Consider the following 12,583-nt stretch of genomic DNA (forward strand, 5'->3'; position numbering starts at 1 on the left):
GGAGCGTTCCTTGTTTTTCGATGACGTCACGTGGTGCCGTCGTGGCGACGGCGCGCGGCGATCTGCGCCTCGTACTTCGCGCGAGCCTCGCGCACGGCGCCGCGCTGCGAGACTTCGGGCACCGCCACTTCCCACCACCAGCCGCCTTCGTCCGTGGTACGCGCGGGATCGGTGTCGATCACGATCACGTAGGTGCGATCCGCCGCCCGCGCGCGCTGCATCGCGGCTTCGAGTTCGCCGACGTTCGCCACGTGCTCCGCGTGCGTGCCGAGCGCGCGCGCATGCGCGGCGAAGTCGATCTGCGGCGCGCCGGCCGGGCCCTGCACGCAGTCCTCGAAGAGGTTGTTGAAGGGCGCACCGCCGCAGGCCTGCTGCAGCCGGTTGATGCAACCGTAGCCGCGGTTGTCGAGCACGACGACGACCATCTTCGCGCCGAGCATCACGGAGGTCGCGAGTTCGCTGTTCATCATGAGGTAGCTGCCGTCGCCCACCATCACGATGACTTCGCGTTCCGGGTGTGCGAGCTTCGCGCCCAGACCGCCCGCGATCTCGTAGCCCATGCACGAGTAGCCGTATTCGACGTGATAGGCGCCGGGTCGGCCCGCGCGCCAGAGCTTGTGAAGTTCGGCGGGCAGCGTGCCGGCTGCGCAGACCACGATGTCGTTGGCGGGCGAGTTCGCGGCCGAGCGTTGCACGGCGCCGATCACGTCCGCGTCGTAGGGCAGGGTGCTACCTTGCCCGACTTCGTGCTGGGGCGCGTTCGTGAGGCGGCTCACGGTGTCGCGCCATTGCGCAGCAAGCGACCGTGCACGCTCGCTCCAGTCAGCCGCCGCACGCCAGCCCTCGAGCTTCGCACCGAGCGTTTCGAGCGCGCGCTTCGCATCGGCCTCGACGACGAGCGCGCCGTGCTTGAGCCCGTCGAATGCATTCGCGTTGATGCCGATGACCTGCGCCTGCGTGAAGAGCGAGTTCGACCCTGTGGTGAAGTCCTGCAGGCGCGTACCCACGGCGAGCACGCAGTCGGCGTCGCGCGCGAGCGCATTCGCGGCGGGCGACCCCGTCACGCCCATTGCGCCCGCGTTGAGCGGATCGTCCCAGGCAAGCGCGCTCTTGCCTGCCTGGGTCTCGGCGACCGGAATGCCATGCGCGTGCGCGAACGCGTGCAGCGCTTCCGTGGCGCCGCTGTAGAGCACGCCGCCGCCCGCCACGATCATCGGTCGTTGCGCGGCGCGCAGCGTGCCGAGCACCGCGTCGATCTCGCTCTCGACCGGCGCCGGCGTGTGGAACGTCACGAGGCGCGGCATGAAGAAATCGACGGGATAGTCGTAGGCGGCGGCCTGTACGTCCTGCGGCAGCGCGAGCGTGACGGGCCCGCAGAGCGCGGCGTCCGTGAGCACGCGCAACGCACGCGGCAACGCCGTGAGCAACTGCGCGGGATGCATGATGCGGTCGAAATAGCGCGAGACGGGCTTGAACGCGTCGTTCGCGGAAATGCCGCCGTCGTGGAAGTCTTCGACTTGCTGCAACACCGGGTCTGGCGCGCGCGACACGAAGATGTCGCCTGGCAGGAGCAGTACCGGCAACCGGTTCACGTGCGCAAGCGCCGCAGCCGTCACGAGATTCGTCGCGCCCGGACCGATCGAGGTCGTCACGGCCATCATGCGGCGGCGCATGTGTGCCTTCGCGTAGGCAATCGCGCTGTGCGCCATGGCCTGCTCGTTGTGGGCGCGGAAAGTGGGCAGCTCGTGACGATGCTGATAGAGCGCCTCGCCCATGCCCGCCACGTTGCCGTGGCCGAAAATCGCGAACACGCCGCCGAAGAGCGGCTCGGTGCGACCGCTGCCGTCTTCGGCTGCCACGCGCTGTGCAGCGAGATAGCGCACGAGGGCCTGGGCCGCGGTCAGGCGGACGGTGCCCGTCTGCGGCTGTGCGGCCTGGGCCGGCGTGTGCGCGGCGCCGGTCGAGGGAGGTGCAACGCGTTCGTTCATGCGGCTTTCTCCTCGTGTACCGTGCCTGCGCGGTTCGTCGCGCTGCTCGCGCCCGCGCCGGCCGCTTCGCGCGCCGTGCGCCACGCGGCGATCAGCGTTTCGAACGTGCGGCGCACGCGGGCAATGAGTTCGTCGTCGCCGATGGTGCCCGCGAGCCACGCGTGGCTCGGCTCATGAAAGATGGTGCGGCCCACCGTGAAGCCTCGGCAGGTGGCCGATGCGGCTGCCGCGCGGAAGTCCTGCGTGAGCTGCTCGACGGGCGCGGAGAGTCCCAGCAGCACCACGCCGCGGCAATACGGGTCGCGTTCGGCGACGAGCGCGTCGATGGCCCGCCACTGCGCGGCATCCATCGGTTCGAGCTTCCACCACTCGGGATAGATGCCGATGTTATAGAGCCGCTTGAGCGCGCGATAAACCGTATCCGGCCCGAGCGGCAGACCGGCGTGCTTGGGCGGAATCACTTCGAGCAGCAATTCGTGGCCGCTTGCCTGCGTTGCGTCGTAGAGCGCGCGCAATTGCGCTTCCTGTTCGAGCCGCTGTTCGATGGGCTCGTCGGGATGGAACTGCACGAGGCACTTCACCGTGTGCGAGATGGGCCAGCTTGTGAGCGTGGTGCCGATGGAGCGGCCATGATCGAACACGAGCGGCACCGAGCCCGGCAGCTCGACAGGGCGACCCACCCACCAGCCGCGTCCGGTCGCGGCGTTGAGCGCGTCCTGACCGTAGCGGTCGTCGATCAGCACGCCGATGCGGCCCGCGAGCCCCAACGCGCTTTCGGTCTGCGCCACCGCTTCCACGAAGAGGCCCTTGAGCGTGGCGATGCGCGATTCGTCGGCGCCCGTTTGCTGCGCGAGGTCGAAGAACTGGTTGCGATGGTCGAACGCGAAGCCGAGCACTTCGTCGTGGCGCGTGCGCGGCGGCGTGACGCGATGCAGACGCGCGAGCGTCGTATCGCGATCGGGGCGGCGCATGCGCACGGGGTCCACGGCCGCGGCCGAGAGGAAGTAATCGAGTTCAGCGGGCGTGGGCATGGCGGGCGCGCAGCCGTGGCGCGACACGACGAGCGCGCCGCACGCGTTCGCGGCTTTTGCGCAGGCGTCGAGCGGCTGGTCGCGCAGCCAGCCCGACAGGAAGCCCGACGCGAACGCATCGCCTGCACCCAGCACGTTGAGCACCTCCACTTCGACGCCGCCCTGCAACGGCACGTCGTCGAGCGAGGCGGGCACCTTGCCGTCGATCACCTGGCAGCCGAGCGGCCCGCGCTTCACGACGAGCGTAGCGGGCGTCACGGCGCGCACCATGGCGAGCGCGTCGACGAGTTCACTCTTGCCGCCCGCAATGCGGAATTCTTCTTCGGTGCCGATCACGAGATCGAAGAGCGGCAGGATGCGTTGCAGATGCGCCGTCACGTCTTCGTTCGCGACGAACCGCGTCTCGCCGTCGGCCTTGCCCGTGAGGCCCCAGAGCACGGGCCGATAGTCGATGTCGAGCACGGTGCGCACCTGGTTGCGGCGCGCGTAGTCGAGTGCGCGGCGGCTCGCGCGGTTCACCTGTTCGGTGGAGAAGTGCGTGCCCGTGATGAGCAGCGCCTTCGACGACGCGATGAACGCTTCGTCGAAGTCGTGTTCGTCCACGGCCATGTCCGCGCAGTTCTCGCGATAGAAGATGAGCGGAAACGTGTCGCGGTCTTTGAGGCCGAGCAGCACGAGCGCCGTGAGGCGATCCATGTCGACGCGCACGTGGCTCGTGTCGCAGCCTTCCTTGTCGAGCGTTTCGGTCAGAAAGCGCCCCATGTGGTCGTTGCCCACGCGCGTGAGCATGGCCGCGCGCAGGCCGAGCCGCGCGCAGCCGAAGGCGATGTTCGCCGACGAGCCGCCGAGGTATTTCGCGAAGCTCGTCACGTCTTCCAGCCGCGCGCCGACCTGCTGCGCGTACAGGTCGACGGCGAGGCGGCCGAGACAGATGACGTCGCGGCTGCGGCCTGGCGCGAAGCGGCTCGGGCCGGGGACGCTGGAGTTGCCGGTGAGTGCCATGAGTGAGTCCTGGTATTCGTGTATCGAGCGTAGAGGGACGCGCTGCGTCAGATCGTGGCGCCGTCGAGTTCGGCGATCATCTTCTGCATCTCGGCGCCGCCCGCCATCATGTCGAGCACTTCGTCCTTCGTGATGGTGTCTTTCGTGAAGGTGCCCATGGAGCGGCCGCGGTTGAGCAGCGTGAACGAGTCGCCGATGGGGTAGGCGTGGTGCACGTTGTGCGTGATGAAGATGACCGAGATGCCCTTGGCGCGTGCCTTGTGAATGAGCTTGAGCACGTTGAAGCTCTGCTTCACGCCGAGCGCGGCGGTGGGCTCGTCGAGAATCAGCACGCGCGCGCCGAAGTGAATGGCGCGCGCAATCGCGAGGCATTGGCGCTCGCCGCCCGACATCGTGCCGATAGGCTGATGCGGGTCGCGCACGATGATGCCCATTTCAGCGAGCTTTTCGCGCGCGGTGGCGGCGCTCGTTTCGAGGTCCATCACGTTGACGAGCCCGAAGAGCTTCTTCTGCGGCTCGCGTCCCATGAAGAAGTTGCGCGCGACGGAGAGCAGCGGCACGAGCGCGAGGTCCTGGTAGACCGTGGCGATGCCGAGGTCGAGCGCTTCCTTCGGCGACTGGAAGTGTACGGGCTTGCCGTCCACGAGATATTCGCCGGCGCTGGGCGCGTGCACGCCCGCAAGCGTCTTGATGAGCGTGGACTTGCCCGCGCCGTTGTCGCCCAGCAGGCAATGCACCTCGCCGCGCTTCAGGCGCAGCGTGACGCCGTTGAGCGCGATCACCTTGCCGAAATACTTGCTGACGTTTTCGAGCGCGAGGATGGTGTCGCTTGCGGTGTCCGTCATCGTGGCGGCCTGCGCCGTAGTCGTGTCTGCCATGATCGTCCTCCCGTTACGATTGCGCGACGCGGCGGCGCACATAGTGGTTGAACAGCACGGCCATCAGCAGCATGACGCCGAGGAACACGCGGAACCAGTCGGAGCTGACGTTCGTGTAGGTGATGCCGATCTGCACCACGCCGAAGATCAGGGCACCGAAGCATGCGCCGATCACCGACCCGTAACCGCCCGTGAGCAGCGTGCCGCCGATCACCGCCGCGATGATGGCTTCGAATTCCTTCTGGATGCCGCGGTCCGCGGCGGCCGAACCGATGTCGCACACCTGCAGCACGGCAAAGAGGCACGAGCAGAACGCGGTGAGCACGAAGAGCGAAATCTTCACGCGCCGCACGGGCACGCCCACATTCTTAGCGGCGTTCGCGTCGCCGCCCACGGCGAGAACCCAGTTGCCGTAGCGCGTTTTCGCAAGCACGAAGGCGCCCACGGCCGCGAGTGCGAACCACCAGAGAATCACCTTCGGAATGCCGGGCACGAGCGGCTGGCCGTTGTCGAGCAGCGAGCCGATGCCCATGTGCGCGAGCGCCGTGAAGAGCCCCTTGAACGCGACGCCGTGAAAGAGCAGGTTGGTGAGCGGGTCGGCCTTCGCGACGTCGCCCACGCCCGAGACAATGGTGCGGTCCGCGAACATGATGGAGAGCGCAAGCGTGAGGCCGCGCAGGATGAACAGGAACGCGAGCGTGACGATGAACGAGGGCAGGCGCGTGCGCATGACGAGATAGCCGTTCAGCGCGCCGAGCGCCATCGAGGCGATGAACGCGAACGCGATGGCAAGCCAGATCGGCCAGTGGAAATACATGGTGGGCAGCGCGACCATCATGCCCGCGAAGCCGATCATGGAGCCGATGGAAAGATCGAACTCGCCCGCGATCATCAAGAGGCACGCGCCCACGGCCAGAATGCCGAGATACGCGGAAACCTGCGACCAGTTCATGACGCCGTCGAGATTGAACATGCCCGAGCTGCCCGCGCCGATGGCGAATACGGCGAACACGAGCACGGTGCCCGAAATGGCGGCGAACTCGGGGCGGCCCATGAGATGGCCGAACCACGACTCCTTGCGCACGCGCTCGTCCGCGGCCGACGAGACCGATGCCGCGCCGCGCCCGCCGCCGTTATTGGCAGGGCTCTCGTCGACGTGCGAGGGATAAGGTTTGCCGGCTACGCCCATGATGTCTCCTTGAAGCCCGGCCGCCATGCCGCACGCCCTGCGCCGGGCAGGCGCGCGTGCGGATGGCGAAACCGGTGACTGACAGAACGAATCAACAACCAGAACGAATCAACCACGAATCAGGCACGCGCCATCAGCGGTATTGGCCCGCGTATTTGATGACCTTGTCGAGGTTGGCCTTCGTGATGAAGCCCGGGCCCGAACGGATGTTCTTCGGCCCATACGACGGTTCCAGCCCGTACGTTTGCAGCCGCGCCTGGAACTTCGGATTGGCCTGCAGCGCCTTGCGGATGGCGGCCGGGTCCGTGGTGTGGTCCTTCTTCGCGATGGCGAGCACCGCGACCGGCAGATAGCCCTGCAGATACGGTTGCTGGTCGATGGCGAACTGGATGGTGCCGGCCTGGATGGCCTTGGCGATGTCGTCGGAGAAGTCGAACGTGCAGAAGAACACCTTGCCCGCGAGCCCCATCTGCTGGAGTGCCTTCAGCGTGGCCGCAGCCGGCACCGGGCCGAGCGTGAGCACGGCGCCCGTGTTCGGATGGTTGCGCAGATAGGCGCTCACCTTCGACTGGATCTCCGTCGGGTCCTGGCCCGAGTCGATGGTGGAGGTCTTGTAGTCCACGCCGAGCGCATCGGCAAAACCGCGGCAGCGTTCGAACGACACAGCGTTGGTCGCGAAGTGGTTCACGCACAGGAAGCTCTTCACGCCCGCGGCCTTGGCCTTTTCGCCGGCGGCTTTGCCTGCCACGTATTCGGGCTGGCCGATGTGCATGATGGCGCCGAGCTTTTCGCTCTGCTCTTCCGTGCCCGAGTTGATCGTGACGAGCGGAATCTTCTTTTCCGTGACCTTCGAGATGGAGCTCTTCAGCACGTCGTAGTCGGCGATGGTGGTGATCACGCCGTCGTAGTTGCGCGCCGCGGCCTGCTCGATGAGCCGCGCCATGTCGGCGATGTCGCCGTTGGGCGGATTGCGGTAGTCGGTCTGGACGTTGAAGTCTTCGTCGGCCTGCTTGATGGCGTTCTTGATGGTGTTCCACCACGAATCCGAATCCGGCGCGTGGCTGATCAGAACGAAGTGCGCGTCGGCCGCGTAAGCGGTGGACGCCGTGCCCAGCGTGGTGGCGAGGCCGGCCGCCAGCGTCAATGCGGCGGCCAGCATCCTGAGCGTTGCCTTGCCCTTGCGATGTGTCATTGTCTCCACCTATCTCGATCTTTCGTTTTTAGGGAATGAGCGAGCGTGCCGGCCCACGGTGAATGCATGGCAAGCGTGCCGGGGCCATCGCTCACGAACAAGATTAGGTCATCTCGCCGAGCGTTGCAACGGAAATTTCATTGCAAATAAAAATGGAAAATCTGTTCCATTGATGAGGCCGCGTGCCTATAATCGCCCCCAACGACACGCCACATGCAACCGGCCGGAAAGCCCCGCCGAGCGCGGCCAGGCGGCCGGAGCACCGGGGCGGGCAAGACGCTTTTTGCGACGCAATGAAGGCCGGCTACGAAGAGCACGAAGGGCGGCGCGACGTACCTTGCCGGGCGCTGTGGCGCCGCACCAATAGAAACGGGTAGAACCATGAACGAAGAAAGCACCGAAGCGCTGCCGAGCGTCGAGGAACTGATGCAGCGCATCGCGGAAAACTACGAGTCGCTGCCGCGCCAGTTGAAGAGCGTGGCGACTTACATCGAACAGCATCGCGCGAGCGTGATGGTGGATCGCACGAGCGACATCGCGGCAAGCTGCGGCGTGCATCCGTCGGCGGTGGTGCGTTTCGCGCAGCGCTTCGGCTTCTCGGGCTTTTCCGATCTGCAGGCCGTGTTTCGCCAGGCCTATACGAACCAGGGCGTGTCGGCCACGAGCTACCAGCAGCGCATCCGCAAGCTCATCGACGAAAAACCGGGGCGCGTGTCGGGCGGGTCGGTGGCACGCGAGTTCATCGGCGCGTGCCGCAGCGGTCTGGACGAACTCGAAGCGGGGCTGGACAACGCGCAGTTCGACGCCGCCGTGAAGATGCTCCAGCAAGCCGAGAACATCTACGTGGTGGGCGTGCGCCGCTCGTTTCCGGTGGCGAGCTACATCGTCTACGCGTTGCAGCACACGCCCAAACGCGTGCATCTGGTATCGGGCTTCGGCGGCATGTACCGCGAACAGATTCGCAGTGTGCGCAAGGGCGACGTGGTCATCGCCATCAGCTTCGCACCCTACGGCAAGGAAACGCAGTACTGCCTGCGCGTGGCGCAGCATCACCAGGCGAAGACGCTCGTGATTACCGATAGCCAGCTTTCGCCGCTCGCGCGTTATGCGAGCGCGCAACTGTACGTGAAGGAGGGCAGCGCATTCGCCTTCCGCTCACTGACCAGCACGATCTGCCTGTGCCAGGCGCTCTTCATCGCGCTCGCGTACAAGCTCGAATTGAACGTAGAAGAATCGAAAGACACTGGAGGCTACGATGACTGAAACAGCAGGCGGCAAGACCCTCGACGTGGCGGTGTTCGGCGCGGGCCGCATCGGCCGCATTCACGCGGCCAATCTCGCAAGACAGCCCAGCGTGCGGCTCAAGTACGTGGTGGACGTGAACCGCGAGGCGGCCGCCGCGCTCGCGGCGCAGCACGGCGCGCAGGTGGCGGACGTGGACGGTGCGATGGGCGATGCGTCGATTGGCGCAACCGTGATCTGTTCGAGCACGGACACGCACGCGGACCTCATCCTGAAATCCGCGGCAGCGAAGAAGCACGTGTTCTGCGAGAAGCCCGTCGATCTCGCGATCGAGCGCGCGCGCGAATGCGCAGACGCGGTGACCCGCGCGGGCGTGGTCTGCATGATCGGCTTTCAGCGCCGCTTCGACCCGACCTTCGCGGCGGTGAAGGCGCGCATCGACGCGGGCGAAATCGGCACGCCGGAAATGCTCGTCGTGACGAGCCGCGATCCGGGCGCGCCGCCCGTGGAGTACATCAAGCACTCGGGCGGCATCTTCAAGGACATGCTGATCCACGACTTCGACATCTTCCGCTGGATTCTGGACGACGAAGCCGCGACGGTTCATGCCACGGGCAGTTGCCTCACGGACCCGGCGATTGCCGAGGCAGGCGACATCGATTCGACCGCGGTCACGATTCGCACGAAGCGCGGGCGGCTCTGCCAGATCAACACCACGCGGCGCGCTGCCTACGGCTACGACCAGCGCTTCGAAGTGCTGGGCAGCGAAGGCATGCTCCAGGCGGGCAACGTGCGGCCCACGGAAGTGGTGGCGTGGTCGAAGCGTGCTGTCGCGATCGACGTGCCCGAGGCGTTCTTCCTCGAACGCTATCGCGCCGCGTATGCCGACGAGATCGCGCATTTCTTCGCCGCCGTGACCGAAGGCAAGCCCGTGCGCACGACGGTAGCGGACGGCCTGAAGGCGCTCGAACTGGCCGAGGCCGCCACGCAGTCGTGGCGCGAAGGGCGCATCGTGCAGCTGGGCTGACGCGCGTTCGTTCACAGAGAGCATCGAGGAGACACGACTGATGGCGACAACAGCCAACATCACAACTTCGCAGCCGCTGCGCATCGGCGTGGTGGGGCTCGGGCGGCTCGGACGGCGCCATGCCGAGAACCTCGCGTTCCGCGTGCCGGGCGCGACACTGGCAGCGGCGTGCAGTCCGCTCGCCGAGGAATGCGCGTGGGCGCGCGAGCGCTTTGCCGCCACGCGCGTCTACGACGACTATGCGGCCCTGCTCGCCGACGCTGCCGTCGACGCGGTGTGGCTCGTCACGCCGTCTTCGCTGCACGCGCAGCAGATCGTCGATGCGCTGCATGCGGGCAAGCACGTGTTCTGCGAGAAGCCGCTTTCGCTCGACGTGGCCGAATGCGAACGCGTGCTCGGCGTGGCCGCGCGCTATCCGCACCTCAAGGTGACGATCGGCTTCATGCGCCGTTTCGATCCGAGCTATCGCGACGCATTCGGCAAGGTGCAGACGGGCGCGATCGGACGGCCGTTTCTCGTGCGCTCGCAGACCTGCGACCAGAACGACCCCGAAGGTTTTTTCGTGCGTTTCGCGCCCACCTCGGGGGGCATCTTTCTGGACTGCACCGTGCACGACATCGACGTGGCGCGCTGGCTGCTCGGCTTTCCGCGCGCCAAACGCGTCTACGCGAGCGGCACGATCGCGCTGCACGAGGGACTGCGCGCAGCAGGCGATGTGGATAACGGCGTGGCCATCTGCGAATTCGAAGGCGGGCAGCTTGCGGTGTTCTACGCGTCGCGCACCATGGCGCACGGCAACGATACGTCATCCGAAGTAATCGGCACCGCGGGCGCGCTCACGGTGGGGCGCAATCCTCGCGCGAACCGCGTGGAGATCTACGACAACACCGGCATTCGCAACGAATGCACGCCGACTTTCTTCGACCGCTTCGAAGAGGCGTTCCTGTGCGAGGCGCAAGCGTTCGTCGCGGCGGTGAGGAACGGCGAGCAGGCGGGCGCCACGTTGGCCGATGCACTGGAAGCCACGCGCATCGGCAGCGCGCTGCGGCGTTCGCTCGAGACGGGCGAGGCGGTGACGTTGCAGGCGTGAAGCGGAACGTCGTGGCGGCAGCCCGCACAGCGGCGCCACGGCGGCTGCGGTAAAATCCGGCCTTCTACGAGCGCGCCGCTGGCGCGCCTCTCCCGAAGGTCGAACACCGATGCAAACTCAGGTTCACAAGGAAGTGGATGCGCGCGGGCTCAACTGTCCGCTGCCCATCCTGCGCGCCAAGAAGGCGCTGGCCGACATGGAAAGCGGGCAGATTCTGAAGGTGCTCGCCACCGATCCGGGCTCGCAACGCGATTTCGCCGCCTTCGCGAAGCAGACGGGTAACGAGATCGTGGAAAGCTCCGTGGAGGACAAGACCTTCGTGTTTCTCATGCGGCGGCGCTAGGCGGTCGCCGTTTCTCGTTTGTGCCGGTCGTGAGAGGGTTCGCGGCTGGTTTTTCCTCCGGCTTTCCCGTTCGTATCCTTCCACGCTCACGCGAGCGACCGCAGCCGCGTGATCCGGTCGTCGCTCAATACGCGGCTGACCGAAAGCACGTCATCCACCGCCCATACGCAGTGAAACCAGCCTGTCGGCACGACGAGCAGATCGCCGGGCGCCAGCAACACGTCGACGCCCTGCGCCTCGGCAAAACGCGGGTGCCGTTCGAAGTCCGGTGCGTCCACGTCCACCGCGCAGACCCGGTAGCTGTTGAACGCATCGAGCGCATAGAGCGCGCGTTCCTGGGCCGGACTATAGAGGCGCACGCGCTTGCGTCCCAGCACCTGCGCGAGAAACGAGTTGCCGAGATCGCAATGCAGACGCGTGACCGCTTGCGTGCTGCGCCGGCCGGCCCAGAGCTGTCCCGGACCCAGCAGGTCGCGAGGCACGAGCGGCATCGCAAAGCGGGTCTCCCACGCGGGCGGCAGCAGGCAGCCTTCGGTGTAGGGCGTGGCGCTCTGCGCGGCCGTATCCGAAAACGCGTCGATCAGCGCGCTCACGCGCACGTGTTGACCTTCTCCCGAGGCGATGGGCAGTACCGTTTCGCCTTCTCGCACGCGCCAGTCGGCGGCGCTCCATTGCGTCTCGGGCCAGTCGAGCACCCCTGCGAGATGCAATGGGGTGCTCGATTGCAGCGCGTTCAACACCTGCGCGAGCAACGCCTGCTCGGAGCCATCGTGCCGCGATACACGGGCTACGGCCCGCAGCGACCCCGGCGCGTGCGCACGAGCCCGTGCAAGCGCGGCGCGCTGCGTTGCATCGGGCCGCTTGAGCAATTGAATCCACCAGGCGGCGATCCGGCTGGTTCCCGTGACGCGTGCGCCGCCCAGGGCGAGGCTTTGGGCGCTGCGCAGATCGAACGACGCAGGGTGCTCGAGCACGTGTTCGAGCAGCGCGCGCGACAACGTCAACGTGCACATGGCGGGCGGCTGCGAGTCGCACTCATCGGGCGAAATCGATTGCACGGTCGCACCCATCACGAAGCGCCAGCACTCGCGCTCATGACCGGTTACGACGAGATCCAGCGTGTACGTCTGGGTGGGCGCAACGTAGTGTTCGGCCAGTCTTTCGACGGTGCGCTTCATCAAGGCGTACGTGTCGAGAAGCGGCTTCGTGGCGAGTGGCGTTTCAGCGGGCATCAGTTTCAGCAGACGTAAGACCAGAATGAGAGTTGTCGAATAAGCGACGAGTCAACGCGATAATTGCCGATCCGGTTTTACCCGATGTCTTACGCGCCTCGCACGCACGCCGCGACGAACCACGCGATGGCAGGTGCGACCACACGAAGCCATCCCCGGCGCGTGCCGACGACGCGAAGCGCATCGTGAAACCCGCGCCGCACAAGGCGTGCGGGCCGTCCCTATGGCGAAAAAATGCGCGCCATGTTCAGCTTGCCGCTGACGTGTGAGGATGCCGAAAGAAGCGCGAGCGCGTTATCGCCGGAATGAATGTGCGCGCATCGCGACACGTCTGCACTTCAGTAATACGCAATACCTGTCGATAAATAG

General features: G+C 66.4%; 10 protein-coding genes. 4 read left to right on the plus strand and 6 right to left on the minus strand.

What is annotated here, in order from left to right:
• Positions 1-26: 26 nt before the first annotated feature.
• From iolD to U0042_RS24805, 5 genes are all read right to left on the minus strand, one after another.
• Positions 27-1,988: a 3D-(3,5/4)-trihydroxycyclohexane-1,2-dione acylhydrolase (decyclizing) gene (iolD, locus tag U0042_RS24785; RefSeq protein WP_114814765.1), complete on the minus strand. Its 1,962-nt coding sequence runs from the start codon at positions 1,986-1,988 to the stop codon at positions 27-29.
• On the minus strand, positions 1,985-4,021 hold the full coding sequence (locus U0042_RS24790) for a bifunctional 5-dehydro-2-deoxygluconokinase/5-dehydro-2-deoxyphosphogluconate aldolase (RefSeq protein WP_114814766.1): 2,037 nt from the start codon (positions 4,019-4,021) through the stop codon (positions 1,985-1,987). Before U0042_RS24790 ends, iolD begins: the two co-directional genes overlap by 4 nt.
• Before the next feature lie 47 nt (positions 4,022-4,068).
• Positions 4,069-4,899: an ATP-binding cassette domain-containing protein gene (locus U0042_RS24795; RefSeq protein ID WP_232833582.1), complete on the minus strand. Its 831-nt coding sequence runs from the start codon at positions 4,897-4,899 to the stop codon at positions 4,069-4,071.
• A 13-nt stretch (positions 4,900-4,912) separates the two neighbouring features.
• Positions 4,913-6,088 carry an ABC transporter permease gene (locus U0042_RS24800; protein ID WP_114814767.1) on the minus strand — a complete coding sequence of 392 codons (1,176 nt, stop codon included), beginning with the start codon at positions 6,086-6,088 and terminating at the stop codon, positions 4,913-4,915.
• Positions 6,089-6,221: 133 nt separating this feature from the next.
• Positions 6,222-7,280 (minus strand): sugar ABC transporter substrate-binding protein, encoded by a 1,059-nt coding sequence (locus U0042_RS24805; protein ID WP_114814768.1) that lies wholly within the window; start codon positions 7,278-7,280, stop codon positions 6,222-6,224.
• 381 nt (positions 7,281-7,661) lie between these two features.
• On the opposite strand from U0042_RS24805, the gene U0042_RS24810 reads away from it, so the two are divergent.
• The 4 genes from U0042_RS24810 (at position 7,662) to U0042_RS24825 (ending at position 10,982) form a co-directional block, all read left to right on the plus strand.
• Positions 7,662-8,543 (plus strand): MurR/RpiR family transcriptional regulator, encoded by an 882-nt coding sequence (locus U0042_RS24810; protein WP_114814769.1) that lies wholly within the window; start codon positions 7,662-7,664, stop codon positions 8,541-8,543.
• A complete protein-coding gene (gene iolG / locus U0042_RS24815; protein WP_114814770.1) occupies positions 8,536-9,549 on the plus strand; it encodes an inositol 2-dehydrogenase in 1,014 nt (337 codons plus the stop codon). The genes U0042_RS24810 and iolG overlap by 8 nt, the downstream gene beginning before the upstream one ends.
• Positions 9,550-9,589: 40 nt before the next feature.
• Entirely contained in the window at positions 9,590-10,639 is a 1,050-nt protein-coding gene (locus tag U0042_RS24820) for a Gfo/Idh/MocA family oxidoreductase (protein ID WP_114814771.1), read from the plus strand.
• 109 nt (positions 10,640-10,748) lie between these two features.
• Positions 10,749-10,982 (plus strand): sulfurtransferase TusA family protein, encoded by a 234-nt coding sequence (locus U0042_RS24825; RefSeq protein WP_114814772.1) that lies wholly within the window; start codon positions 10,749-10,751, stop codon positions 10,980-10,982.
• Positions 10,983-11,068: 86 nt separating this feature from the next.
• Here U0042_RS24825 and U0042_RS24830 read toward each other — a convergent pair whose 3' ends face one another.
• Positions 11,069-12,160 carry a cupin-like domain-containing protein gene (locus tag U0042_RS24830; protein ID WP_157977906.1) on the minus strand — a complete coding sequence of 364 codons (1,092 nt, stop codon included), beginning with the start codon at positions 12,158-12,160 and terminating at the stop codon, positions 11,069-11,071.
• Positions 12,161-12,583 lie beyond the last annotated feature (423 nt).

This window comes from Paraburkholderia kururiensis (assembly GCF_034424375.1).
GTDB classification, from domain to species: Bacteria; Pseudomonadota; Gammaproteobacteria; order Burkholderiales; family Burkholderiaceae; genus Paraburkholderia; species Paraburkholderia kururiensis_A.